Below are 25,019 nucleotides of genomic sequence, written 5' to 3' on the forward strand. Positions count from 1 at the left end.
GATAGATGAGCGAAGCCGCGCGTTTTACTGAAGTGTCCGATCTGGTGCCTGCCGCCGAAAGCCTGCGCGAGATCCGCCATCACATTCATCACCACCCGGAACTGGCCTACGAGGAAGTGCAAACCGCCGCACTGGTGGCCGAGAAACTCGAGCAGTGGGGCTGGCAGGTCACGCGCGGTGTCGGCCAAACCGGGGTGGTGGGCACACTGAAACTGGGCACGGGCACGCGCAGTATCGGCATTCGCGCCGACATGGACGCGCTGCCGATCATCGAACAGACCGGTCTGCCGTATGCGAGCGGCACGCACGGCAAGATGCACGCGTGCGGCCACGACGGCCACACGACCATGCTGCTCGGCGCCGCCCAGCACCTTGCCGCTACCCGCAATTTCTCGGGCACCGTGCATCTGTATTTCCAGCCGGCCGAGGAAAGCGGTATCGACAGCGGTGCGATGAAGATGATCAACGACGGCCTGTTCGAGCGCTTCCCATGCGACGCCGTGTTCGGCCTGCACAATCATCCGGGCGAGGAGCCGGGCGTGATGCTGTTTCGCAAGGGGCCGTTCATGTCGGCGGGCGACAAGGCGATCATCACGATCGAGGGCGTGGGCGGTCATGCCGCGCGTCCGCACCTGACGGTCGATCCGGTGGTGGTGGCGGCGAGCGTCGTGATGGCCTTGCAGACGATCGTCGCGCGTAACGTCGACCCGTCGCAGCCAGCGGTGGTGACGGTCGGTTCGATGCATGCGGGCACCGCGAACAACGTGATTTCCAGCAGCGCGAAGCTGGAATTGAGCGTGCGTTCCTTCAGCCCTGAAGTACGGTCCTTGCTGAAAAAGCGCATTACCGAACTCGCCGAGAGCCAGGCGGCGAGCTATGGCGGCAAGGCGGTGGTGGAGTACATCGAAGGCTATCCGGTGGTGATCAATTCGGATGCCGAAACGGATTTCGCGGTACAGGTGGCGCGCGAACTGGTTGGCGACGACAAGGTGGTCGAGCAGACCGACATCCTGATGGGTAGCGAGGACTTCGCCTTCATGCTGCAAAAGCGGCCCGGTACGTTCCTGCGGATCGGCAACGGCGCGGGCGAAGACGGTTGCATGGTGCACAACCCGCATTACGACTTCAACGATCGCAATCTGCCGGTTGGTGCGGCGTTCTGGGCGCGGCTGGTGGAGCGGTATCTGGGGCGATGAGGGGGTTGGGGCGCCGCTGAAGCATTCCCGGCGCTTATAACAAGCCGGTCAGCGGGCATGGAGTTCGCACCGCCGGACACACAAGCATAACAACGAGGAAGACCTGTGATGAACACTGCAACGGATCGAAGCCGCGCTATGGACACCACCCGAAGCACCAGTCGCGGCGCGATCGCCGCGGCGGTGATCGGCAACTGGCTCGAGTTTTTCGACTTCACCGTGTACGGCTTTTTTGCCGTGATCATCGGCAAGCTGTTTTTCCCGTCAGCGGATCCCACGACTTCGCTGCTGTTATCCGTGGCGACGTTCGCGGCGGGTTTCATCACACGGCCGCTCGGCAGCGTGATGCTCGGCGTCTATGCGGACCGCAAAGGCCGCAAGGCGGCGCTCAATCTGACCATCATGCTGATGGCGGCCAGCACCGGGGCGATCGCGATTGCGCCGACCTATGCACAGATCGGTCTCGCCGCGCCGCTGCTGATCGTGCTGGCGCGTCTCGTGCAAGGCTTCTCACAGGGCGGCGAGTTCGGCGCGGCAACGTCGACTTTGCTGGAGCAGGGCGGCGGGACCCGGCGCGGTTTTCGCGCCAGCTGGCAACTGGCGACGCAAGGCGGCGCGGCGCTGATGGGGTCGGGCATCGCGGCGGCGCTGTCGGGCGCTTTGCCGAAAGACTCGCTGGAAAGCTGGGGCTGGCGCATTCCGTTTCTGATCGGCGTGCTGATCGCGCCGGTCGGCATCTACCTGCGCCGCCGTCTCGCGGACGATCCGGTCGGCGCGCACGGCCACGCCATCGAGCGCGGCGTGCTACACGAACTCTTCACGGCGCATCTGCGGCCGTTATTGCTGATTACGCTCACGGTCATGGGCGGCACGGTCTCGACCTACATTCTGACCTTCTACATGCCGACCTATGCGATCCACACGCTCGGCCTGCCGATGTCGCTGTCGATGCTGGTCGGCGTCGCGTCGGGGCTCGTCATGCTCATTACGTGTCCGTTATTCGGCATGCTGTCCGATCGTATCGGCAGCCGTAAGCGGCCGATTCTATTCGGGCGCGGCGTGCTGGTGCTGCTGCTGTTTCCGTCCTTCATGCTGATCAACCGCTTCCCGCAGTTGCCCGTCATCATGTCGGCGACCGCGCTGATGCTGCTGTTCTACTCGATGGGATCGGCGTCGGAATTTGCCCTGATGTGCGAGTCGTTCCCGCGGCGTGTGCGCGCCACCGGCATTTCGATCGCGTATGCGCTGAGCGTGTGCGTATTTGGCGGTACCGCGCAGTTGGTTGCGACGTGGCTGATCAAACTGACCGGCAGCAAGCTGGCGCCGTCCGCTTATGTAGCCGGGTGTGTGATCGTGTCGTTGATTGCGGTGTCGATGCTGAAAGAGACAGCGGATAAACCGATCGATTGATCGCGCGGCCCCTCCGTGGGGCTTCCGCCAGGATCGGCGCGCGCGAGAGAAACGCGGCCTGATCACAACGCCTGCGTGCAATCAAATCAGCCGCGCCGCGCCACCATCTCCGAGACGGTCTGCGCGGCCTCCTGCAACGGCTCCAGAAACGCCTTCACCATCTGTTTGGCCGAATTACGCTGAGCGTTGCCGCTGATATTCATCGCCGCGATCACGCGCCCCTGGCGGTTGCGAATCGGCGCGGACAACGAAATCAGACCGCCCTCCAGTTCCTGATCGACGATCGCCCAACCCTGGCGGCGCACCTGCGCGATCAGCTTTTTCAACTCTTCCTTGTCGGTCACCGTGCGTGGCGTGTGCGCGTAAAGCGGCGCCGAACTCAGGGTCGCGTCGAGCGTTTCGTCGTCGAGCGCGGACAGCAGCACGCGGCCCATCGACGTGCAATACGCCGGCAAGCGGCTGCCGATCGACAGGTTGATGGTCATGATCTTGTGAGTCGGCACGCGCAGCACGTAGACGATCTCCGTGCGATCGAGCACCGCTGCCGAGCAGCTCTCGTGAACCTGCGCCGAGAGGTTTTCCATCACCGGCTCGGCGAGATTCCAGAACGGCATCGAGGTCAGATACGCGAAACCCAGGTCGAGAATCTTCGGCGTGAGGCGGAACAGGCGGCCTTCGGCCTCCACATAGCCGAGCGTCTGCAACGTCAGCAGGATGCGGCGTGCGCCGGCGCGTGTCAGGCCGGTGGCCGCGGCAACGTCGGTGAGCGTCTGTTCGGGGCGGCTGGCATTGAATGCGCGGATCACCGAGAGGCCTCGCGCGAACGACTGCACATACGAGTCGCCCGGTTTGTCCGAGGCCGGTTCGGCGTTGTCAGGAACGGCGGAAGACGGCGGCAGGGCTTTGCTCATGGACCTTGAAAGATGCGTTCGAAGAAGGGCGCACGGCACTCGCGTGGCTCGGCCGGCGCGATGCGGTGCAAAGGCGTGACGATAACTTAAGCCTTCTGATTCGCCAAACAAAAAACTGGCCTGGCTCGCCGACAGTATAGGTCGCGGCAAGGCAGCGGTTTCTTGCTCCCGGCGCCTCATTTATTTCCCCTCCATACGCCGATCGGCGACCTAATTTCACCTTGCATGTGTATGTGCCACCGACAACCCCTCGCAAGAAAAGAGCGACTCCACCGCCGTGCGAGAAGCGCAGGCTGATCCGACAGCCTCGTCGCCGTACGTTCAGTCGTTCGAAAAAGCGATGACCGTACCCTTTCGACGGCAGCAAGCGGCAATTGTCGACACGTTCGGCACCTTCACCTGCGGTGAACGGGCCGATGCGAGATGCACGCCGGCCGACGCCAGCCCACATCAGTGGAATCCCTTAGCGACGTTATTCGAATGGTAGCGTTACCATGCATACCACCAAGAAGCTTCGCCGGATTCCAATCCTTGAAGCGCGATGGTATCGCTACCATGGAGATGTCCGTGTCATCGACCCGCAAAACCCCTGAGCAGCTTCGCAGCTACCGCTGGTACGGCGTGAACGACCTGCGTTCGTTCGGCCACCGTTCACGCACCGCGCAGATGGGTTATCACCCGTCGGATTACATGGGCAAGCCGGTAATCGCGGTCGTCAACACATGGAGCGAGATCAACTCGTGCCACACGCACTTCAAGCAGCGTGTCGAGGAAGTGAAGCGCGGCATCTGGCAGACCGGCGGTTTTCCGGTCGAGATGCCGGTAATGACGCTCGCCGAGCCGTTCCAGAAACCGACCACGATGCTGTACCGCAACTTCCTCGCGATGGAAACCGAGGAGTTGCTGAAGTCCTATCCGTTCGACGGTTGCGTGCTGATGGGCGGTTGCGACAAGACCACGCCCGGTTTGCTGATGGGCGCGATCAGCATGAATCTGCCGTCCATCTATCTGCCGGCGGGGCCGATGCTGCGAGGCAACTGGAACGGCCGCACGCTGGGCAGCGGCTCGGACACGTGGAAATACTGGGCCGAATTGCGCGCCGGCAAGATCACCGAAGAAGAGTGGAAAGGGATCGAAAGCGGCATCGCGCGCTCGCCGGGCCATTGCATGACGATGGGCACCGCGTCGACGATGACCAGCGCCACCGAAGCGCTCGGCCTGACGCTGGCCGGCTTCTCGTCGATTCCCGCGGTCGATTCGCGGCATGCGCAGTTCGCCTCGCTGACAGGGCAGCGCATCGTCGAGATGGTGTGGACCGATCAGAAACCGTCCGACATCCTGACCGCGAAGTCGTTCGACAACGCGGTGACCACCGTGCTGGCCATGTCCGGCTCGACGAACGCAATCGTGCACCTCGTTGCCGTGGCGCGTCGCGCCGGCGTCGATCTGACGACGGCCCGCTTTGACGAACTGGCGCGCATTACGCCCGTGCTCGCCAATCTGCGTCCCGCAGGCCAGTATCTGATGGAAGACTTTTTCTACGCCGGCGGCCTGCGCGCGTTGCTGGTCGAGTTGGGCGACCTGATCGACGGCACGCAGATGACGGTCGATGGCACGACGCTCGGCGAGAACATTGCGGGTGCGGAAATTTTCAATGACGACGTGATTCGCAAACGTAGCAATCCGCTCGTTGCCAGCGACGGCCTCGCGGTGCTGACCGGCAATCTGGCGCCGGACGGCGCGGTGATCAAACCGGCGGCGATGGAAGCGCATCTGCAGAAACATCGTGGTCCTGCGGTGGTTTTCAAGGACTACGCCGACATGGCGGCGCGCATCGATTCGGAGGACCTGGTCGTCACAGCCGATTCAGTGATCGTGCTGCAGCATGCGGGTCCTATAGGTGCGCCGGGCATGCCTGAGTGGGGCCAGTTGCCGATTCCGCAAAAGCTGTTGAAAGAGGGCGTGCGCGACATGGTGCGCATTTCCGATGCGCGCATGAGCGGCACCAGTTATGGCGCGTGCGTGCTGCACGTGGCACCCGAGTCGTTCGTGGGCGGTCCACTCGCGCTCGTCAGGGACGGCGACATGATCGAGCTGGACGTGCCGGCGCGGCGTTTGCACGTCGAAGTGAGCGATGCGGAACTCGCGGCGCGCAAGGCCGCATGGCAACCGCCCAAGCGGCCGTTCGAGCGCGGATTCGGCGTGATGCATCAACTGCACGTGACGCAGGCCAACAAGGGCTGCGACTTCGACTTCCTTGAAGAGCCCGTGAACCCGGGCGCGCCGCAAAGTCAGGCACAGGCCGCGCCGTTTGAGCCAGGCGCGCCGGCTGCGACGCGCACCGAACCCGAGATCCACTAACTCGATCGAGACTTCTCATGACCACACCCGACATCGCCATCAGCGAGGCCACGCTCGAACAGCTACGGCACGTCAGCACGGCCACGCTGACCACGCAGCTTTTCAAGCGCGGCTTGCGCAACGCATTCCTGCAAGGCGTCGCGCCACTCGTCAAACCGGCGCCCGGCGCGCCCAACGTGGTCGGCCCGGCGTTCACGCTGCGCAATATCCCGGCTCGCGAGGATATCGACCACGTTGGCGTGTTTCAGGACCCGGATCATCCGCAGCGCAAAGCCGTTGAAACGGCACCGCCTGGTAGTGTGCTGGTGCAGGACTGCCGCGGCGAGCGCGCGGTCGCGTCGGTGGGGTCGATTCTCGCGCTGCGTCTGGCGAAGCGCGGCGTCGCCGGCATGGTGTCGGATGGCCCGGTGCGCGACAGTGGCACGATCGCGGAACTGGGCTTGCCGATCTGGTGTGCCGGCGCGAGTGCGCCGCTAAATCTGGCGAGGCATCATGCGGTCGATATGAATGTGCCGATCGCTTGCGGCGGCGTGCCGGTGTATCCCGGCGATATCGTGGTGGCTGATGTGGACGGCGTGGTCATCGTGCCGCGCGAAATGACAACTGAAATCGCCCGTGACGCCACCGAGCAGGAGCAACTTGAAGCGTTCATCACGCAGCGCATCGAAGATGGCCGGCCGCTGCGCGGCACGTATCCGCCGAACGAGGAAACACTGGCTGCTTACGCGCAATGGCGCGCACAAAAACAATAACGCGCTGACGCTGGTTCGAGCCGTCAAATAGCCATTGCTCGCGCGAACGGCGCGAGCGCAGGAGACATAGTGAATATCACGACACCGGCGATCGACGAATCGCGTCTGATCAATCGCCTGGCACTCCGTTTGATGCCGCTGCTCGGCGTGCTCTATCTCGTAGCCTATATCGACCGCTCCAATATCAGCTTTGCCAAGCTGCAGATGCTCGGCAGTCTCGGACTGTCCGAGGTCGCGTACGGGCTCGGGGCGTCGCTGTTTTTTATCGGCTATCTGTTGTTCGAAGTGCCGAGCAATTTGTTGCTGCACAAGTACGGCGCGCCTCGCTGGATGGCGCGCATCATGTTCACGTGGGGCGTCGTCACGATACTTCTCGCGTTTACGCAGAACGCAACCATGTTTTACGTGCTGCGTTTCCTGCTCGGTGCGTCTGAAGCGGGTTTGTACCCGGGCGTGATTTACTACCTGACGTTATGGTTTCCGTCGCGGCATCGCGTGCGCATGCTCGGCTATTTCACCGTCGGCAGCAGTCTGGGCAACATGGTAGGCGCGCCGATCTGCGGCTGGCTGCTCGACAAGGGCGGCCTCGCGGGACTGCACGGCTGGCAGCTTGTGTTCATCGTGACGGGTCTGCCGTCGATTCTGCTGACCTTCATCGTACTGCGCCTGCTGCCGGCTTCGCCGAAACAGGCGGCGTTTCTTTCCGCCGACGAAAAACAATGGCTCACCGACACGCTCGACGGGGAACGCGCGCAGATGAAGGCACGCTACGCCGGTCATGCCTCGTTGCTGAGCGTGTTGACCGAACCGCGCGTGATCGGCATGGCGCTCTACTACATGATGCTGTCGATTTCCGTCTATGGCGTGAGCTACTGGCTGCCGACGCTGGTGAAAGGTTTCGGCGTCAGCAATACGACCAACGGCTTGCTGAACATCATTCCCTGGCTGATGGCGACCATCGTGCTGGCGTGGCTGCCGTCGAAGCTGCGCGGCGGCAATCGCGCCATCGTCGCGATGCTTGTGTCCGCGTTGCTTGGCGTCGCGTGTTTCCTGAGCGCCGTGTTTCTGCCCACCAACACCCTGCGGTTTGCCGCGCTCTGCTTCGGCGCGCCATGCATGTATTTGCTGATCCCGTGTTTCTGGACGCTGCCGCCGAAGTTCCTGTTCGGCGCGCGTGCCGCGGCGGGCATCGCGGCGATCAATTCGTTGGGCAATATCGGTGGCTTCATTGCGCAGAATCTGGTGCCGTGGGTGCGTCAAACCACTGGCAGCGTGAAGACGCCGATGCTGATTCCGGCGACCTGTCTGCTGGTGTTTGCCGTCGTCACGTTGTTTATCCTGCGTCGTAATCGAGGCGGCTCCATCGCGCAAAGCCATCTGCCCGTGACCGAGTAGAACTGCTTTGGGTCCTTCCGGTCCAGTACGCCCGGCACGTTGGAGCGTTTCGCTGCGGACGCTCTATCGCGGTCTACAATACGCGCGAACCATCATCTAGCCACCTAGCCACCGAGCCATGCCGAATCACAAGCCTCCCGCCGCTGCCAGCCCCGAGATGACCGAGGCGGCGGCGCCAGCGAAACGCTTGCGTGGCGGCGCCAAGGGTCTGCGCATCACGGATGTCGCCGCGCAAGCGGGCGTCGCGCCGATTACGGTGTCGCGCGTTTTCAATAGCCCCGAAACGGTCGCGCCCGAGACGCTCGAACGCGTGCGGCAGGTCGTGCAGAAGCTCGGCTATGTACCCAATCGCCTTGCGGGCGGGCTGTCGTCAGCACGTTCGCGGCTGATCGCGGCGATCGTGCCGACCATTTCCCATTCGCTGTTCTCCACCACGATCCAGGTGTTCAGCGAGACCATGTCGCGCGCGGGTTATCAGGTGTTGCTGGCCTTGAGCGGCTATAGCGATTCGAGCGAAGAGGCCTTGCTTGACGCGGTGCTGAGCCGGCGTCCGGAAGGTGTGTTGCTGACCGGTGTTGCCCATACGGATTCTTTGCGTGAACGCTTGCGCAATGTGGGCCTGCCGATCGTCGAAACCTGGGATATGACCGATACGCCGATCGACATGCTGGTCGGCTTTTCGCACTATCAGATCGGCGCCGCCGTGGCCGGGCACTTTCTGCAACGCAATGTGCGGACACCCGGCCTCGTGTCGGCGAACGACGAGCGCGCACGCGCTCGCCGCGACGGCTTTCGCGACCGGCTTGCACAGGCGGGCATTCACGACGTCGCCGAGGTGCTGGTGTCGCCGCCGAGTTCGGTGGCGCTCGGCAAAGCCGCATTGCCGACGCTGCTCGAACAGGCGCCGCAACTCGACGCGGTATTTTGCGGTTCCGATCTGCTGGCGCTTGGTGTGCTTGGCGCGAGCAAACAGCTCGGCTTGAGCGTGCCGTCGCAACTGTCGATCTGCGGTTTCGGCGACCTCGAATTCACCGCCGAAACCACGCCGCAACTCACCACCGTGCGTGTGGACGGTACCCGCATCGGACTCACCGCCGCGCGCTGCCTGCTTGATCGTCTGGGCGGCGAGAGCAACACCAGGGTGACCGACGTCGGTTTTCAGATCGTCGAGCGCGAAACGGCCTGATTCCGCTGCGCCAGGTGGCGGGCGAGACACCCGCGCGCCGGCCGCTTGGGCCATCGAGCCACTATCCATGACGGGCAGCGAACCGAGGGTTTGCATGGATGTCGCCAGGTTCGTAAATTTGTATGATGACCCGACAACATGATCTATCGGGACATCCCATGTTCGAGAAGATTCCTGTTCGCGCACTGAGCGATACCGTCGCGCAGCAGTTGCTCAGGCAAATCGACAAAGGCACTTTCGCGCGTGGCGGCAAGTTGCCGACCGAGGCGGTGCTGGCGCAGCAGTTCGGAGTGAGCCGCACGGTGATCCGTGAGGCGATTTCGCGGCTGAAGAACGAAGGCGTGGTCGAGCCACGCCAGGGCAGTGGCGTGTTCATCGCCGCGCACGGCGCGATCCGGCCGCTGCGCATCGACTATGCGGAAGCGGTTGAAGCAGGCTCGGTGCTGCAAATCCTCGCGCTGCGGCGGGCGATCGAGGCGGAGGTGGCGGCGGAAGCCGCTCTGCGCCGCAGCAACGCGGACCTGGTGTCGATCGATTCCGCTCTCGCGAAGATCGACGAAGCGGTGGCCGAAGGCGAGAACGGTGTCGCAGAAGATATCGCGTTCCACCGCGCGATCGCCGTCGCCACCGGCAATCCGTATTTCCTCAAGACGCTCGTCTTCCTGAACCAGTACCTCGAGGCCGGCACCGTGGTGACGCGGCGCAACGAGGCGCTGCGCGACGATTTCTCACGTCAGGTGCGTGAAGAGCACGCGGCTATCGTCGCGGCGATCCGGGCGGGCGATGCCGCGGCGGCGCGCAATGCGGCGAGCACCCATATGAACAATGCCGCGCGGCGGCTTGCGGAAGCAGGTATCTGTTGAACTGAGCTGAGGCGCCCCGGATTAGGTTCTTTCGGGGTGCATAGGGCTAACCAGATTAGAGGTCAAGCATGTCCAGAAACGTCGGCGTTATCGGTCTCGGAGCGATGGGTATGGGCGTCGCGCGCTCGCTGTTGCGCGCGGGCTTTCGGGTTCACGCGTGCGACCTGCGCAGCGAAATCCTGCAAGTGTTCGTTGCGGCAGGCGGTGTCGGCTGTGCGTCGCCGGCCGAGCTTGGCGCGCAATGCGAGGTGGTCGTCACGCTGGTCGTGAATGCCGCCCAAACCGAAGCGGTGCTGTTCGGCGCGCAAGGTGCGGTCGCCACGATGAAACCCGGCAGCGTGGTGATCGCGAGCGCGACAGTCGCACCGGACTTCGCGATCGCGCTCGGCAAGCGTATCGAAGCGGCTGGTTTGCAGATGCTCGACGCGCCGGTGTCCGGTGGCGCCGCACGCGCCGCATCCGGCGAAATGACGATGATGACGTCGGGCCCCGACACGGCCTATGCCGCATGCGAGGACGTGCTGGCCGCAATGGCCGCCAAGGTCTATCGGCTGGGTTCGGCGCACGGCGCGGGTTCGAAAGTGAAGATCATCAATCAGTTGCTGGCGGGTGTGCATATCGCCGCGGCCGCCGAGGCGATGGCGCTCGGTTTGCGCGAAGGGGTCGATCCCGATGCGCTGTACGAGGTCATCACGCATAGCGCGGGCAATTCGTGGATGTTCGAGAATCGCGTGCCGCATATTCTGAATGGCGATTACATGCCGCTCTCGGCAGTCGATATCTTCGTCAAGGATCTCGGTTTGGTGCTCGATACCGCGCGCGGCTCGAAGTTTCCTTTGCCTTTATCCGCGGCGGCGCATCAGATGTTCATGATGGCGTCGAGTGCAGGGTATGGTGGCGAAGACGATTCCGCGGTGATCAAGATTTTCCCCGGCATCGACTTGCCGGCGGCGAAGTAAGCGCGGAGTCCGCCATGACCACTTCGCCCCGACGCGCGCTGCTCGGCTGCATCGCCGACGATTTCACCGGCGCCACCGATCTCGCCAACATGCTGGTGCGCGGCGGCATGCGCACGGTGCAGAGCATCGGCGTGCCCGCGTCGAATGATGTCGTGGAAGCCGACGCGCTGGTCGTCGCGCTGAAATCGCGCACGATTGCCGCCACCGATGCCGTCGCCCAATCGCTCGCCGCACTGGACTGGCTGCGCGAGCAAGGGTGCCGCCAGTTCTTCTTCAAATACTGTTCGACCTTCGATTCGACCGACGCCGGCAATATCGGTCCGGTCACGGATGCGTTGCTCGATACGCTGTCCAGCGAGTCCGGCGCAACGGCTTTCACGATTGCCTGCCCGGCGTTTCCCGAGAATGGCCGCACGATTTATCGCGGCTATCTGTTTGTCGGCGATACATTGCTGAACGAGTCAGGGATGGAGAACCATCCGCTCACGCCGATGCGCGATGCGAATCTCGTGCGCGTGCTGCAAAGGCAAACCGGCTCGAAAGTCGGCCTCGTGCGTTACGACACCGTGGCTAAAGGCGTGTCGGCGATACGCGAATGTTTTGACGCATTGCGCAGCGACGGTGTGCGCATGGTGATCGCCGATGCGGTATCGGATGCCGATCTTCACGTACTCGGCGAGGCATGCGCCGACCTGACGCTGATCACGGGCGGCTCCGGTATAGCGCTAGGTCTGCCCGGCAACTTTCGTCGCGCCGGCCTGCTCGCCGAACGCGGCGATGCCGCGCAATTGCCGAGCGTCGAAGGATTTTCGGCGGTGCTGGCCGGCAGCGTCTCGAAAGCGACCAATGCGCAAGTGGCGGCCTGGCGCGAGAGACGGCCGGCGTTCCGCATCGATCCGCTTGCGGCGGCGCGCGGTGAAGCGGTGGTCGACCAGGCGCTGGCCTTCGCGCAGCCGTACCTGGATAAAGACGAACCTGTGCTGATCTACGCGACTGCCACGCCCGACGAAGTCAAAGCGGTGCAGCGTGAACTCGGAGTCAACGAAGCGGGGCACCTGGTGGAATCCACGTTGGCGTCGATCGCGCGTGGTTTGCGCGAGCGCGGCGTGCGCAAGTTCGTGGTGGCGGGCGGCGAAACCTCGGGTGCCGTGGTGCAGGCACTCGACGTGCGCACGTTGCGGATCGGCGCGCAGATCGATCCGGGTGTGCCGGCCACGGCAACGACGGATGCCGAGCCGCTCGCGCTCGCCTTGAAATCGGGCAACTTCGGCACAGTCGACTTTTTCGAAAAGGCGCTACGCCACCTCGACGGAGCTACGCCATGACCGGCACGCCCGCACTTCACACGACGAACGAAGCACGCGTGCGCGAAGAAATCTGCGTGACTGGTGCGAGTCTCTATCAACGCGGCTATACGGTGGGCAGCGCGGGGAACATTAGCGCGCGCCTTGACGACGGCTGGCTGATCACGCCGACGGATGCCTGTCTCGGCCGGCTCGATCCGGCCGATATCGCCAAGGTCGATTTTGACGGTAACGCGGTATCTGGCGGCAAACCGTCGAAAACGCTTGCGCTGCATCGGAGCATCTATGCACGCAACGATGAAACGCGCGGCATCGTCCATACGCATTCGACGCATCTGCTTGCCTTGACGCTCGCCGGCGTCTGGCACGACAACGATGTTCTGCCGCCGATCACCCCGTACTACGTGATGAAAGTGGGCCACGTCCCGCTGATCCGTTACCAACGACCCGGCGATCCGCAAGTGGCCGAGCAGATCGCCGCGCTCGCGGGCACGGTTCGCGCGGTCCTGCTCGAGCGGCTGGGTCCGGTGGTGTGGGAGCGCTCAGTGGCGCATGCATCGTATGCGCTTGAAGAGCTCGAAGAGACCGCGCGTCTCTGGCTGATGACCAACCCACGCCCCGCGCCGCTCGACGAGGCGGCGCTTGAAGAACTTCGGAAGGTGTTCGGCGCGCGCTGGTAGATGCCAATTGGGGCAATCCCGGCGCTCACGTCCATTGAATGCTTCCGCACCGATCCAAACCGTTACCAGGGAGTTTCCGCCATGCCTCGCTTCGCCGCCAACCTGACCATGATGTACAACGAGCACGCGTTTCTCGACCGTTTCGCCGCTGCGGCGAAAGACGGCTTCAAGGCCGTGGAGTTTCTGTTTCCCTATGATTTTCGTGCCGGCGACATCAAGGCGCGGCTCGAGTCGAACGGTCTGAATCAGGCGCTCTTCAATGCGCCGCCCGGCGATTGGGCGGCAGGCGAACGCGGCATTGCATCGCTGCCGGGCCGCGAAGACGAATTTCGCCGCAGCATCGAAACCGCGCTCGATTACACGCGTGTGCTCGGCAATCGCAAGCTGCATGTGATGGCCGGTTTGATCGGCGCGGATCAACCGCGCGCGCGGCATCGCGAGGTGTATCTGAAGAATCTCGCCTATGCCGCCAAGGCCGCGCAGGGGGACGGCATCACCGTCGTGATCGAGCCGATCAATACGCGCGATATGCCCGGTTTCTTTCTGAACCGTCAGGACGACGCGCAAGTAATTTGCGCTGAAGTGGGCGCGCCGAATCTCAAGGTGCAGTTCGACTGTTACCACTGCCAGATCGTCGAAGGCGACCTTGCCGTGAAGCTCAAACGCGATATGGGAGGCATTGGCCATATTCAGATTGCGGGCGTGCCGGAACGCCACGAGCCCGATACAGGCGAACTGAATTATCCGTATCTGTTCGATCTGATCGACACGTTGGGCTATGACGGCTACATCGGTTGCGAATACCGGCCGCGGGCCGGCACATCGGCGGGACTCGGCTGGCTCGCGCCATATCTGAACGTCGCGCGTTGATAAGAACTGAGGACGGAGCCCATCATGAAAGTACTGATTACCGGCGGTGCTGGTTTTCTTGGCCAGCGTCTCGCGCGTGAACTGTTGACGCGCGGCGTCGTGAAAGACGAGCGCGGCCGGCCACAAGCGATTACCGAACTGGTGCTGCTCGACGTGGTGCACGGAAGCGATTTCGGCGACCGCCGCGTGCGTTCGGAAGTGGGCGATATCGCCGAGCGCGGCGTGCTCGATCGCGTGATCGATAACAGTACCGCGGCAATTTTCCATCTTGCGGCGATCGTCAGCGGACAGGCCGAGGCGGATTTCGATCTCGGCATGCGTATCAATCTGGACGCGTCGCGCTTGCTGCTGGAAACCTGCCGGCAGCGCGGGCACACGCCACGGGTGGTGTTCACGAGTTCGGTGGCCGTGTATGGCGGCGATCTGCCCGAGGTCGTGCAGAACGATACCGCACTGAATCCGCAATCGTCGTACGGCGCGCAGAAGGCGATCGCGGAGTTGTTGCTCAACGATTACACGCGGCGGGGTTTCGTCGATGGCCGGGTGCTGCGGCTGCCTACCATCAGCGTGCGACCGGGCAAGCCGAACGCGGCGGCGTCGTCGTTCGCGAGCGGCATTGTTCGCGAGCCGCTGAACGGCGAAACCGCCGTGTGCCCCGTAGCGGGCTCGACGCGTGTGTGGCTGTTGTCGCCGCGCAAAGCGATTGAAAGTCTGATCGCCGGGCTCGAGCTTGATTCCGCCGCGCTCGGCAACCAGCGCGCGCTCAATTTGCCGGGGATTTCGGTGAGCGTCGACGAAATGGTGGCAGCGCTGCGCGACGTGGCGGGCGAAGAGGTTGCGGGGCGGATTGTATGGGCGCCGGATGCGCGGGTGGAGAAGATTGTCGGCAGTTGGCCGGGCCAGTGGGACGCCTCGCGCGCCGAACGGCTGGGCTTGAGCGGAGACCGCAGTTTCGCTGATGTGATTCGCAGTTATATCGCCGACGAGGGTATTTCGATCCGCTAGTGCGCTAATAACGGCCTGTGCCGGGGGCGCTGTTGCAAGGGCGAGAGCACCGTAGGCCGCAGAATGATTCAAAACCGCGTGCAGGCCGGCGCAAGGGCACTTTTCCCGGCGCGGGCACGTCAATCTTCATATCCATACGCCCCCGCGTATTCCCTGGTCCGGAACCGGCTTTGCTTGACATGGTTTCCGCGACACGCCTATCATCGCAGCTAGTTGTTCGATATATGACCGTGTGTTCGTATATAGAACAAATGACCGCCACTCCCGGCTCATCGTTTACTATCCTGCGCTAAGCTGAATTGATACGACGGCTGCCATGCGGCCGTTTCCCATTGCACTCGCCGGGCCGATGCTGCGGAGCAGCCGGCTCGTGCTGCTAGCGGACATCCGTTGGCGGCACAGCGCACGCAGCACATCAACTGGAGACATCACATGACCGAAGCATTCCTGTGCGACGCGATTCGCACCCCGATCGGCCGCTATGCGGGTTCGCTGTCGTCGGTTCGCGCCGACGATCTGGGCGCGGTGCCGCTCAAGGCGCTGATGGAGCGCAATAAAGACGTCGACTGGAGCGCGATCGACGACGTGATCTACGGCTGCGCGAACCAGGCCGGTGAAGACAATCGCAATGTCGCGCGCATGTCGCTATTGCTGGCCGGTTTGCCGCAAGATGTGCCGGGCTCGACGGTGAACCGCCTGTGCGGTTCGGGCATGGACGCCGTGGGCATTGCCGCGCGCGCGATCAAGTCGGGCGAGGCCGCGTTGATGCTGGCCGGCGGTGTCGAAAGCATGAGCCGCGCGCCGTTCGTGATGGGCAAGGCAAGCAGCGCGTTTTCGCGTCAGGCCGATATCTTCGATACGACGATCGGCTGGCGTTTCGTGAACCCGCTGATGAAGCAGATGTACGGTGTCGATTCGATGCCCGAGACCGGCGAGAACGTCGCGACCGACTACAAGATCAGCCGTGCGGATCAGGATGCATTTGCGCTGCGCAGCCAGCAGAAAGCCGCACGCGCGCAGCGTGACGGCACGCTCGCGCAGGAAATCGTCGGCGTGACGATCGCGCAGAAGAAGGGCGATCCGATCACCGTGCTGCAGGACGAACACCCGCGCGAAACCAGTCTTGAAGCGCTCGCCAAGCTGAAAGGCGTGGTGCGTCCCGACGGCACGGTCACGGCCGGCAATGCGTCGGGCGTGAACGACGGCGCGGCGGCTTTGCTGCTGGCGAACGAAGCAACCGCGAAGCGTTTTGGCCTTACGCCGCGTGCACGCGTGCTGGGTATCGCCACGGCCGGCGTTGCGCCGCGCGTGATGGGCATCGGCCCGGCGCCGGCCACGCAGAAGTTGCTGGCGCGCCTGAACATGACCATCGACCAGTTCGACGTCATCGAACTGAACGAAGCGTTTGCCTCGCAAGGTATTGCCGTGCTGCGCGCGCTCGGTGTCGCGGATGACGACGCACGTGTGAATCCGAACGGCGGCGCGATCGCGCTCGGCCACCCGCTCGGCATGAGCGGCGCGCGTCTGGTGACCACCGCGATGTATCAACTGCATCGCACGCAGGGCCGCTTTGCGCTGTGCACGATGTGTATCGGCGTGGGTCAAGGCATTGCGATCGCTATCGAGCGCGTGTAACGGTCTCGCAGCGGTGCAGCGACGTCTGTAGCGTCGAGGCTGCGCGCACAACATCTTGCAGCCACATCATGAACAGCCCCTTTGCTCACGCAAAGGGGCTGTTTTATTTCTGCCCTCGGTTTGGACGCACCGGTAATTGAATGTGTGTTTAATCGTCGTTAATGGACGATTCAGATTGCATCGTGACGAATGCCGTCGATGAAAATAATAATGACCGGTCCCCTCGCCATGCAGTATGCGTTTAATGCTGTGTGCATATTGTGCATTCTCGCCGTATAGGGATGGCAGGCGAGATTGAAGCGCTGCTGTCAACCGGTTGAGACTGCGGCGAGGCCGTGCTGCGGGATTTCGCATCATGCTGTTCGCTGATTTGAAAATCGCAATATAAACGACCGAAGCTTCTTGTAAGGCATGTACAATCATCGCCCTGCACCGCTTTAATAAGTGAACGCCTGAAGCTGGATGCATTCGTGGCGTTAATCGGCATCCTGGGGTTTCAGATCGCCATGGCGCCAGATTGAACAATTTATCGAGGAGCGCGTAAATGATGAAGGCAGCGACGATTGGAGCAGCATTGATGGTGGCGGCTTTCGCCGCCGCGCAACCGGCGTGGGCGCAGGACGCGATGGCGAGTGCCGCGCAAGGCATCGTCAGCGAGGTGCAACCGGTGCATCTGAAGGCGCAGATCGTGGGTATCGATCCGGGCACCCGCACACTCACGCTCAACGGGCCGGCCGGCAACGTGGTAGTCGTGCTGGTGAGCCAGCAGGTCGCCGGTTTCGATCAGCTGCAGATCGGCGACCGGGTCGATGTCCTGTACAAGAATGCGTTGCTGGTGAAGGCGGATAAGGTCACCGGCGCGGACAAGGGTATTCGTGCGCGCGTCGATACGCAGGTGTATGCGCCGGCCTCGGGCGGCTTTGCATCCGCGCGCCAGGTCGAAGTGCTGGCCACCGTGCAGAAGATCGATCACAAGAAGCGCCTCGTCACGCTGCGCGGCGCCTATCAGACGCAAACGCTCGAGGTCGGACCTGACGTCGATCTGAAGGGCGTCAAGGTTGGCGATACGATCCACGCGGTATTCGTTTCGGCGGCGGCCGTGCAGGTGACGCCGCAGTAACTGGCTAGGCATGGCAATCGGCAAACACCCCTCGTTGCAGGGGTGTTTGCTTTTCCACGGTACGAAAGTTCGATCATCGAGTCGTCTCGGGACACGCTATCGAGCCGCCGGCGCCTCCAGTCCCAATCCTGCAAGCCATCCCAGCCAACGTCTCACGAAACCACGTTTGGCCGGCAGCGCGCAACTCAACGACGCACGCGCGCCGCGTTCGCTATCCGTGCTAAGCCACACACGTTCGCCGCGGCGCAGCCGGAACTCATTGCCCGGTTCGAGCCAATGATCGTAGGGCGAGTTGACGCGCGTGAGCCATACGCGCGCGCCTTGCACACTGAGTGTGCTGTCGGCGTCGACACGCCATGTCAGCGTGGCGCCTGGTGCTACGGAAAAATGTAGTACGACCTTGGGAAGACCCTCGTTGTGTCGACACGCCGACCGACTTGAGTCGTCATCCATGCATTGCGGGCTTGCCTGATCCATCTTGCTCTCCGTCATCGAGCCGGCGGACGGAGCACCCATAAAACAAAAGGCCCCTTCCGTTACCGGCGGGGCCTTTGGGTCCTTGTTTGCAGATTCAGACTGCTAACGCGCACGTGCTCCCAAATGCCTGCCGACGATGGCATGCATTGTTCGATTTTTAATCGCGACGGGGAGGGAGGTGTGCGTCAACATGAGATCGAGTGTGCCGTTTTGCCGCAGGTCTTGTCAATAAAAAAATCGCAATGAATTCAGGCGATAAAGCGAGGCGCGCGGAGTCGATCCGTTGTGCTTGCGGTGACGCTGCGACGAATCTGGGCGGCGAGGGTGCTTCGCAATGCATAACGCTTGCGCCGGGTCGCGTTGCCGGTATCGTCACCTTGACGCTCGGCCAGGTAGCGCGCCGGCGGTGCGAGGACGAACCAGCCGTTCCAGCGCGCGAGCGCGCCGCATTCCATCGACAGGCGATCGTAGTCGGCGGCCACACGACGCTTTTTCAGGCAGTAACGCCAGTTGGCGTAGATGTGTGCCTGCCTGGAAACGATGAAGGTGCCGCCTGCATCGAGCGCTGCGGCGACACATTGCGCGAGGTAGACCACCAGCACTTTCGGCCGCAGTCCATACCAGCGCTTGGTGAGCGCGCGAAACAGCTCGCGGCCGTTGACCGACGTGTCCGGCCCCTGCACGGAGCCGATGCAAAGACGTGGCCGCCGTACTTTGCCGCCGAGATAGGCGAGACTGAACGTGCAGGAAACAATGCGCCTGTCGCGCGCATCGCGGATGCACAGGGTCCAGTCGCCTTCCTTCTGGAATTGTTCAATCGACTCGAGCGATACATACCAGCGCTCGGCGCCCACCCCGAACGATGCGATCGTCGCCGAGCCGACCGCGGCGATCCGCGCGGCGAGTTGCGGCACGCGTTGCTGCGTCAGTGCCTGGTGATCGAGGCTCGCCATCAGGCGTTCGCGCGGGCTGAAGCGGGTATGGAGGAACGGCCGGTGCATGCGCTCAAGCGCGGTGGGGTGACGTTTCACCAGATCGTGGAGGGGCGAAACGGCGCAGCGTTTGAGCCATATTTGCGTGGAGCGCCACGATATCAGCGAGCGCAGCCATAGGCGCACGCGTCGCCAGCGATGAAACAGGCTGGTGCCGGGGTAGAGTGAATGGGCGGCTTGCTGGATGACCGCGAAGGAGGCAACGGCGCGCGTGAACCACGGCGAGCGGGTGCGGCTTCCATCGTTCGAGACAGTCGACATGGCAAATCCTTTGGCTACTTCAACGGAGCGGATGCTAGTCGCGCGGGTTACGTGTCCGTGTCGAATTACTTGTGCGTTTGTCGAGTTTTGTTTAGCGTGTCGCAAGATGTGCGGCGCATCAGCTATGCTGTGCGTCGAGCCGGCTCGTGCGGCCGTTGCCGGCCGGTCCGCGCTGTGCGGATAGGTATCCGGCGCGTCACAGTCGCTTGCTGGCCGTGCACCGCGCTATGCCGCAGCCGCCGCTGCCCGCCGCTACTGAAACAACTAGCCCTGAACGATTCGTCCCATGCCATTCCGGATTCTGCTTGTCGAAGACGATGACCGCCTGTCGGCGCTGGTCGCGGGTTACCTGCGCAAACACGACTACGAGGTCGAGACGGTGCTGCACGGTAACGACGCCGTGCCGGCCATTTTCAAGCGCCGCCCGGACCTGGTGATTCTCGACGTGAACCTGCCTGGCAAGGACGGCTTTCAGATTTGCCGCGAGGCGCGCGAGCAATTCGACGGCGTGATCATCATGGTGACTGCGCGCGACGAGCAGTTCGACGAAGTGCTGGGCCTCGAATTCGGCGCGGACGATTACGTGCATAAGCCGGTCGAACCACGCGTGCTGCTGGCGCGCATCAAGGCGCAACTGCGCCGCGTGACCACGCGGCCGGTGGAGAACGCTCAACCCGAGAGCTACACCTTCGGCAAGTTCGAGATCAGCCGGGCCAGCCGCACGGTCAAGCTGCCGGACGGCAGCCTGCCCGATCTGACCTCGGCAGAGTTCGACTTGCTCTGGGCACTGGTGAGTTGCGCGGGCGAAGTGGTGAGCCGCGACGAATTGATGCGGCAGCTGCGCGGTATCGAATTCGACGGCCTCGACCGCACGATCGACGGCGGCATTTCCAAGCTGCGCCGCAAACTGCACGACGACTCCGGTACTCCGCAGCGCATCAAAACGGTCCGCGGCAAGGGCTATCAGTTCAGCAAGCTGGCGTGGGACTGAAGGCGTTTGCTGTAGCCGGCACTGAGGGGCAGCCGGGGTCAAAAGTGAGTGGGCATTGAGTTTCGATTGAGTAATACGTCGAAAAATCGGCCGACAAAACTCCACAAATGCGGTAGCAAATCGACAGTCATGCAAGGCGCGGATGATTAGGATCGCAGGCTTGTGCAACCACAGGCTTAGTGATGTCCGCTCGCGTTTCCCCACTTTCAGGCCATGCCGTGTTGATGATTCACGGTTTGGGTGGCACGCGCCATGATTTTGGCGCGCTCGACCGCAAGTTCGAGCAGATCGGTTACGACGTGCATTTGCCGTCGCTGCCGGGCCACGGCTCGAACCCTGACGCATTGAGCCGGGTGACGCTGAGCGACTACATGCAGTTGCTGAGCCACACGTACCGCGAGCTGATAGCGCGTTACGAGCGTGTGGACGTCGCGGGCATTTCGATGGGCGCATTGCTCGCATTGATGTTGAGTGCGCGCGAGCGCATGACGACGGGGCGCCTGATTCTGCTGTCGCCGCCGTTATTCCTCGACGGCTGGGGCGGTTCGCGTCTGCGTCCGCTGCGCTATCTGATGTACTGCGTGCCGGGCCTGCGTCACCTGATTCGCGTTCCGGAGGGCGAGCCGTTCGGCATCAAGAACGCGCGTATTCGCAACCTGATCCGCCGCCATGTGCAGAAGGGCAGCGGCGTCCACTACCCGTACGTGCCGCTGTCGGCGATCGAGCAGGTCGACTGGATGCGCTTCGCGGTGAAGCGGGCGCTGGGCCGCGTAACGTGCGAAACCCTGGTGATGCATTCGGAGGAAGACGAGGTGACGAGCATCCGTTCGGCGGAATTCGTATGCGAGAATCTGGGGAGCCGCTCGGTGACCCTCGTGCGCTTGACCGACAGCTATCACATGATCACACTGGACAACGAACGTGAAAGGGTAGCGGAGCAAACTCTGGCATTTGTGCAGAGGGTCTAGCAGCGCTCCGGATAGACCACAACCGCATCAAAAGAAGCGAAGAGAAGAAAGAAATGCCACCTGCTGCGGAGCAAAAGAAACTCAGCCCCTATCGCTACGTCAGGTGGCGCTTACACCGTTTCCGCCGCTCGTGGACGGACACGCGGGCAGACCGGATTCCGAGCTGGTCGAGACTGTACCTGCGCGTCTACCTGCGCCTGCTAACGCTAACAGCGCTAGTGCTGTTGGCATCGATCACCACCCTGAGCCTCGTGCTAAAAACATCGCCGTCGATCTGGCAAACGCTGGCAACGGCACAGGCGTCGATACCCATTGCATTGGTCACGCTGTTGCTGCCGGCAATAACCGCCTACCGCTGGATGCGTCCGGTCTGGCTGGACCTGGTGATGGTTCGCGAACGCGCAATCGACTTCACCGGCGGCCGCTTCAACACCCGTGCCCGCGAATCGCATAGCGTGATAATCGGGCCTTTGGCGCGTACGCTGAACGCGCTGGCCGAACGCATGGAACGCCTGATCGCCGCGCAGCGCGAACTCACCAACGGCATCTCCCATGAACTGCGCACGCCTCTCGCCCGCGTGCGCTTCGCGCTGGAGAACCTTCGAGAACCCGCTTCCGCGGCCGAATACAACAGCGCATTGGCAAGCATCGGCCAGGATGTCACCGAACTCGACGAGCTCATCGACATGAGCCTGACCTACGCGCGCCTCGAATACAGCTCGCTGCAATCGAACCTCGAATCGACCGCGCTTGCGGCATGGTTCGACAGCCAGATCACCGATGCCACGTTGCTGTACGCGGACAAGCAACTGATCGCGCAAACCGGGGTCGACCCGTCGCTCCGCGTTGTGATGGATAAGCGCCTCATGTCCTACGCAATGCGAAACTTGCTGCGCAACGCGAGTAAGTACGCGCAGTCGCGAATCATGGTCGGCCTGAGCGTCAGGCACGGCAACGTGGAAATCTACGTGGAAGACGACGGCACAGGCGTGCCGCCCGACCAGCGGGCGCGCATTTTCGATGCCTTCGTGCGGCTCGATCGCCAGACCGGCGGCTATGGTCTCGGTCTGGCTATTACGCAACAGGTGCTGCGCGCCCACCACGGCCGCATTGCCGTCACCGATCCCGTGACGCTCGGCGGCGCGCGCTTCGAAATGAGCTGGCCGGTGGGGACCGTGGCGTGAAATGCGCTTTCCCGGGCAGCGTCAATAGGTATGGCCCAACTGGAAGTAGAAGTTATGGCGGCCGCTCGGCGCGAACGCTATACCCAGATATATCGGTCCGAAGGAGCTGGTCAACGCGGTGAAAATCGTCACGCTGCGCTTCAGCGGCCCGCTGCCGAACTCGGAATCGCGGTTCCAGACGTTGCCGGCTTCAATGCTCAGCCCCGCAAACAGGCCGCGAATCGGCGACGCGTTGAAGACAGCGAGCTGATTCATGTACGTGACCTGCCCGTACAGCATGGAATTGCCGGATAGTTGGTCCGCGGCATAGGCCGACAGATGCTGGAAGCCGCCTAGCGTGAAGCCGAACGGATTGGTCAGGTTGGTGCCGCCGAAGTCGTTACCCGCTTCGATGCTCGCGTTGATGCTGTGCCGCCCATAACTGGCCGCGACGATGCTTTTGCCGTATACCTCGGTGAAGCTGTCGCTGCCCGCGAACAACGAACGTTCTACGCGTAGTTCGCCGAAGTAACCTTTGCGGGCAAACAGCGGATCGTCGAGCTGATCGATCACGAGACGTGCGCGCGCGCTGAGCTGCCGCCCGTAAATATCGGGGAACAGCAGCGGCGAGTTAGGCGTACCGTCGTCCAGCGGCAAATTGTATTGCGGCGAAGCGAAGCCGTGCGCGTAGGCTACGCCGATCCGGAAGTCGCCGAGACGCGCAAGCGGTATGCCGAAGTCGAGCCCGGCGCGCTCGGTCTGCAACAGGTATTGCGTAACCTTGATGTTGCCTGAATCGTCGTAGAGGTTGGCGTAGCGGCGCTGAAACTCGACATAGGGCGCGACGTAATAGCCGAATGAAGTGGACAGCGGTTGCCGCAACTCGGCGTGCAGGTCGATCAGGTCGCTGCCGACGGTCCCGTCCACGCGTCCTTCGAGCCCGGACGAAGTGAGCCACGGCCGGCGATAACCGAGATGCAGCCGGAAGCCGCCTTCGTCCGTCGAGCTACTCGATAGACCGAGTCCGAACAGCAGGAAATTCGGCCCCCATTGCTTCTGCTGCGCGGAGATGACGAGTTTATGGTCGTCGCCGTCGTCGACAAGTTGCTGGCTCACGCTGGCGAAGTCGCCCGTGTTGGAGAGCGCCAGCAAGTCCTTGTTGAGCGCGGTCGGGTCGTACACGTCGCCGGGTTTGACATGCAACGCATTGCGAATGCGTGACTCGGGCACCGCACCTTGCGACGCAATCTCGATCTGCGTGATCCGTACCGGACGCATGGCGGGCGCACCATGCCGGGCGCGCCACGCGGCGTAGTCGGCGGGAGAGAGCGCCAGATGCTCAAGCTGCGGCAGTACCGCGCGCGTGGCGGCGGCGCCGGCCGCGATCGCCTGGCTCGCGTTGGCGAAATCGGTAAAGCTCAGCGAGCCGAGCGCCGGTTCGATCACGACGTCACCGGGTTGCAACTGTTCGCGTTGGCGCGCAACGTTCTGGTGAATCAGGATGCCGATCATCTGTTGCATCACGTCGGCGGGCGAAGCCAGCGCATCCAGCGGCCGCAGCGGTGAGCCGATATCGACGGCGATCACGACGTTCGCCCCCATGTCGCGCGCCGTTTCGATCGGCAGATTGCTGACAATGCCACCGTCCACCAGCGTGCGCCCGTCGATATCGGCCGGCGCGAACAGGCCAGGCAATGCCATGCTGGCGCGAATCGCCTGCGGCAGCGAACCGTGATCGAGCACGACTTTCTGGCCGGTGCGCAGATCGGTGGCGATCGCCCGATAGGGGATGGGCAAGCGGTCGAACGATACGTTGCCAGGCACGGCGGAGGTCCAGTCCTGCAACAGGGCCTGCAGGCGATTGCCCTGGACAAGCCCGACCGGCAAACGGAAACCATTGGCGCCGTAGCCGAGCGACAGGCTATTCACATACAGCCGCTCGTCCTCGCGGCGCGATTGCGGCAGATCGGCGCGTTCGGTGATATCGAATGCGATGTCGGCGAGATTGATCCCCGCGAGGCGGTTTTGCATGTCCTGCGCCGTCATGCCGCTCGCGTACAGGCCGCCGACTACCGAGCCCATGCTGGTGCCGGCGATGCAATCGACCGGAATGCGGTTTTCCTCGAGCACCTTCAGCACGCCGAGGTGGGCATAGCCTCGCGCGCCGCCGCCGGACAGCACGAGACCGACGGAGGGGCGGCCGGCCGGACCGCCTTGGGCGCCGCAGGCGGATTCGGCTGCCTGAGCGGGACGTGCGAAGGCGGCGACCCCGCACGCCAGTAGCACCACAGTGCAGCGCAAACGAAGAACGATAGGGCGGCGGCGCCTGCGTGCCCCCGTTTGTAGTAGTTGTGCCCTCGCCAACGCTCGACTCATCTGTTTTCGTTCTGGAAGAAAACCGAGAGATTACATGGTTTTGCCCCGGCAAAAACAGGTGATCCGGTGTAAACGCAGGTTTGCGAAAAATCGTAGTCGCAACGCGCCCGGAGGCGGATATTGGCACGGGCGTCCGGACGAGGG

Annotated in this window: 21 protein-coding genes; 17 read left to right on the plus strand and 4 right to left on the minus strand. The window is 63.0% G+C overall.

The genetic code is table 11. The features are described from left to right. Positions 1–5 precede the first annotated feature (5 nt). Positions 6–1,196: a M20 aminoacylase family protein gene (locus AC57B6_RS05700; protein WP_496420813.1), complete on the plus strand. Its 1,191-nt coding sequence runs from the start codon at positions 6–8 to the stop codon at positions 1,194–1,196. A 108-nt stretch (positions 1,197–1,304) separates the two neighbouring features. Next, the gene (locus AC57B6_RS05705; protein WP_496420814.1) at positions 1,305–2,606 is read left to right on the plus strand and encodes an MFS transporter; all 1,302 of its coding nucleotides are present in this window, start codon (positions 1,305–1,307) and stop codon (positions 2,604–2,606) included. 86 nt (positions 2,607–2,692) lie between these two features. Here AC57B6_RS05705 and AC57B6_RS05710 read toward each other — a convergent pair whose 3' ends face one another. Next, positions 2,693–3,517, minus strand: coding sequence for an IclR family transcriptional regulator (locus tag AC57B6_RS05710; RefSeq protein ID WP_028198265.1), 825 nt, complete (start codon positions 3,515–3,517; stop codon positions 2,693–2,695). Positions 3,518–4,078: 561 nt separating this feature from the next. Here AC57B6_RS05710 and araD point away from each other — a divergent pair. The 12 genes from araD to AC57B6_RS05770 all read left to right on the plus strand — a co-directional run bounded on the left by araD (position 4,079) and on the right by AC57B6_RS05770 (position 17,647). Next, positions 4,079–5,878 carry an L-arabinonate dehydratase gene (gene araD / locus AC57B6_RS05715; protein ID WP_496420828.1) on the plus strand — a complete coding sequence of 600 codons (1,800 nt, stop codon included), beginning with the start codon at positions 4,079–4,081 and terminating at the stop codon, positions 5,876–5,878. A gap of 17 nt (positions 5,879–5,895) precedes the next feature. Further along, complete coding sequence (locus AC57B6_RS05720) at positions 5,896–6,630, plus strand: ribonuclease activity regulator RraA (RefSeq protein WP_496420815.1); 735 nt, start codon at positions 5,896–5,898, stop codon at positions 6,628–6,630. 69 nt (positions 6,631–6,699) lie between these two features. Beyond that, a complete protein-coding gene (locus AC57B6_RS05725) occupies positions 6,700–8,025 on the plus strand; it encodes an MFS transporter (protein WP_496420816.1) in 1,326 nt (441 codons plus the stop codon). A 118-nt stretch (positions 8,026–8,143) separates the two neighbouring features. Continuing rightward, on the plus strand, positions 8,144–9,211 hold the full coding sequence (locus tag AC57B6_RS05730; RefSeq protein ID WP_178370987.1) for a LacI family DNA-binding transcriptional regulator: 1,068 nt from the start codon (positions 8,144–8,146) through the stop codon (positions 9,209–9,211). 158 nt (positions 9,212–9,369) lie between these two features. Next, on the plus strand, positions 9,370–10,074 hold the full coding sequence (locus AC57B6_RS05735; protein ID WP_496420817.1) for a FadR/GntR family transcriptional regulator: 705 nt from the start codon (positions 9,370–9,372) through the stop codon (positions 10,072–10,074). A 68-nt stretch (positions 10,075–10,142) separates the two neighbouring features. After that, positions 10,143–11,033, plus strand: coding sequence for an L-threonate dehydrogenase (gene ltnD, locus AC57B6_RS05740; protein ID WP_030100200.1), 891 nt, complete (start codon positions 10,143–10,145; stop codon positions 11,031–11,033). Positions 11,034–11,047: 14 nt separating this feature from the next. Next, positions 11,048–12,358: a 3-oxo-tetronate kinase gene (gene otnK / locus AC57B6_RS05745; protein WP_496420818.1), complete on the plus strand. Its 1,311-nt coding sequence runs from the start codon at positions 11,048–11,050 to the stop codon at positions 12,356–12,358. Next, positions 12,355–13,017 carry a 3-oxo-tetronate 4-phosphate decarboxylase gene (gene otnC, locus AC57B6_RS05750; RefSeq protein WP_144193668.1) on the plus strand — a complete coding sequence of 221 codons (663 nt, stop codon included), beginning with the start codon at positions 12,355–12,357 and terminating at the stop codon, positions 13,015–13,017. The genes otnK and otnC overlap by 4 nt, the downstream gene beginning before the upstream one ends. An 81-nt stretch (positions 13,018–13,098) precedes the next feature. Next, on the plus strand, positions 13,099–13,887 hold the full coding sequence (gene otnI, locus AC57B6_RS05755) for a 2-oxo-tetronate isomerase (protein WP_281664957.1): 789 nt from the start codon (positions 13,099–13,101) through the stop codon (positions 13,885–13,887). 24 nt (positions 13,888–13,911) lie between these two features. Beyond that, positions 13,912–14,892, plus strand: coding sequence for a D-erythronate dehydrogenase (gene denD / locus AC57B6_RS05760; protein WP_281664958.1), 981 nt, complete (start codon positions 13,912–13,914; stop codon positions 14,890–14,892). Positions 14,893–15,324: 432 nt separating this feature from the next. Further along, positions 15,325–16,527 carry a 3-oxoadipyl-CoA thiolase gene (gene pcaF / locus AC57B6_RS05765; protein WP_028198253.1) on the plus strand — a complete coding sequence of 401 codons (1,203 nt, stop codon included), beginning with the start codon at positions 15,325–15,327 and terminating at the stop codon, positions 16,525–16,527. A gap of 547 nt (positions 16,528–17,074) precedes the next feature. After that, on the plus strand, positions 17,075–17,647 hold the full coding sequence (locus AC57B6_RS05770; RefSeq protein ID WP_496420829.1) for a hypothetical protein: 573 nt from the start codon (positions 17,075–17,077) through the stop codon (positions 17,645–17,647). A 96-nt stretch (positions 17,648–17,743) separates the two neighbouring features. On the opposite strand, the gene AC57B6_RS05775 is transcribed toward AC57B6_RS05770, so the two are convergent. After that, positions 17,744–18,124 carry a DUF2917 domain-containing protein gene (locus AC57B6_RS05775; RefSeq protein WP_028198251.1) on the minus strand — a complete coding sequence of 127 codons (381 nt, stop codon included), beginning with the start codon at positions 18,122–18,124 and terminating at the stop codon, positions 17,744–17,746. A gap of 248 nt (positions 18,125–18,372) precedes the next feature. Beyond that, entirely contained in the window at positions 18,373–19,377 is a 1,005-nt protein-coding gene (locus AC57B6_RS05780; protein ID WP_178370990.1) for a DUF535 family protein, read from the minus strand. Between the two features lie 286 nt (positions 19,378–19,663). Between AC57B6_RS05780 and AC57B6_RS05785 the strand changes: the two genes are divergently transcribed. The 3 genes from AC57B6_RS05785 to AC57B6_RS05795 all read left to right on the plus strand — a co-directional run bounded on the left by AC57B6_RS05785 (position 19,664) and on the right by AC57B6_RS05795 (position 22,520). Further along, entirely contained in the window at positions 19,664–20,368 is a 705-nt protein-coding gene (locus tag AC57B6_RS05785) for a response regulator (RefSeq protein WP_028198250.1), read from the plus strand. A 224-nt stretch (positions 20,369–20,592) separates the two neighbouring features. Beyond that, the gene (locus AC57B6_RS05790) at positions 20,593–21,336 is read left to right on the plus strand and encodes an alpha/beta hydrolase (protein ID WP_052660791.1); all 744 of its coding nucleotides are present in this window, start codon (positions 20,593–20,595) and stop codon (positions 21,334–21,336) included. A 53-nt stretch (positions 21,337–21,389) separates the two neighbouring features. Beyond that, positions 21,390–22,520 carry an ATP-binding protein gene (locus tag AC57B6_RS05795; RefSeq protein WP_252890439.1) on the plus strand — a complete coding sequence of 377 codons (1,131 nt, stop codon included), beginning with the start codon at positions 21,390–21,392 and terminating at the stop codon, positions 22,518–22,520. 21 nt (positions 22,521–22,541) lie between these two features. Here the strand turns inward: AC57B6_RS05795 and AC57B6_RS05800 are convergent, their stop codons facing one another. After that, the gene (locus tag AC57B6_RS05800) at positions 22,542–24,875 is read right to left on the minus strand and encodes a patatin-like phospholipase family protein (protein WP_081922948.1); all 2,334 of its coding nucleotides are present in this window, start codon (positions 24,873–24,875) and stop codon (positions 22,542–22,544) included. Positions 24,876–25,019 lie beyond the last annotated feature (144 nt).

It is taken from the genome of Paraburkholderia sp. BGA-UO-ETr-F12 (genome assembly GCF_059567945.1).

Bases quoted from the DNA above. Each gene is read 5' to 3' on its own strand.
- AC57B6_RS05700 (WP_496420813.1), top strand. From the start codon at position 6: ATGAGCGAAGCCGCGCGTTTTACTGAAGTGTCCGATCTGGTGCCTGCC.
- AC57B6_RS05705 (WP_496420814.1), top strand. From the start codon at position 1,305: ATGAACACTGCAACGGATCGAAGCCGCGCTATGGACACCACCCGAAGC.
- AC57B6_RS05710 (WP_028198265.1), bottom strand. From the start codon at position 3,517: ATGAGCAAAGCCCTGCCGCCGTCTTCCGCCGTTCCTGACAACGCCGAA.
- araD (WP_496420828.1), top strand. From the start codon at position 4,079: ATGTCCGTGTCATCGACCCGCAAAACCCCTGAGCAGCTTCGCAGCTAC.
- AC57B6_RS05720 (WP_496420815.1), top strand. From the start codon at position 5,896: ATGACCACACCCGACATCGCCATCAGCGAGGCCACGCTCGAACAGCTA.
- AC57B6_RS05730 (WP_178370987.1), top strand. From the start codon at position 8,144: ATGCCGAATCACAAGCCTCCCGCCGCTGCCAGCCCCGAGATGACCGAG.
- AC57B6_RS05735 (WP_496420817.1), top strand. From the start codon at position 9,370: ATGTTCGAGAAGATTCCTGTTCGCGCACTGAGCGATACCGTCGCGCAG.
- ltnD (WP_030100200.1), top strand. From the start codon at position 10,143: ATGTCCAGAAACGTCGGCGTTATCGGTCTCGGAGCGATGGGTATGGGC.
- otnK (WP_496420818.1), top strand. From the start codon at position 11,048: ATGACCACTTCGCCCCGACGCGCGCTGCTCGGCTGCATCGCCGACGAT.
- otnC (WP_144193668.1), top strand. From the start codon at position 12,355: ATGACCGGCACGCCCGCACTTCACACGACGAACGAAGCACGCGTGCGC.
- otnI (WP_281664957.1), top strand. From the start codon at position 13,099: ATGCCTCGCTTCGCCGCCAACCTGACCATGATGTACAACGAGCACGCG.
- denD (WP_281664958.1), top strand. From the start codon at position 13,912: ATGAAAGTACTGATTACCGGCGGTGCTGGTTTTCTTGGCCAGCGTCTC.
- pcaF (WP_028198253.1), top strand. From the start codon at position 15,325: ATGACCGAAGCATTCCTGTGCGACGCGATTCGCACCCCGATCGGCCGC.
- AC57B6_RS05770 (WP_496420829.1), top strand. From the start codon at position 17,075: ATGAAGGCAGCGACGATTGGAGCAGCATTGATGGTGGCGGCTTTCGCC.
- AC57B6_RS05775 (WP_028198251.1), bottom strand. From the start codon at position 18,124: ATGGATCAGGCAAGCCCGCAATGCATGGATGACGACTCAAGTCGGTCG.
- AC57B6_RS05780 (WP_178370990.1), bottom strand. From the start codon at position 19,377: ATGTCGACTGTCTCGAACGATGGAAGCCGCACCCGCTCGCCGTGGTTC.
- AC57B6_RS05785 (WP_028198250.1), top strand. From the start codon at position 19,664: ATGCCATTCCGGATTCTGCTTGTCGAAGACGATGACCGCCTGTCGGCG.
- AC57B6_RS05790 (WP_052660791.1), top strand. From the start codon at position 20,593: ATGATTCACGGTTTGGGTGGCACGCGCCATGATTTTGGCGCGCTCGAC.
- AC57B6_RS05795 (WP_252890439.1), top strand. From the start codon at position 21,390: ATGCCACCTGCTGCGGAGCAAAAGAAACTCAGCCCCTATCGCTACGTC.
- AC57B6_RS05800 (WP_081922948.1), bottom strand. From the start codon at position 24,875: ATGAGTCGAGCGTTGGCGAGGGCACAACTACTACAAACGGGGGCACGC.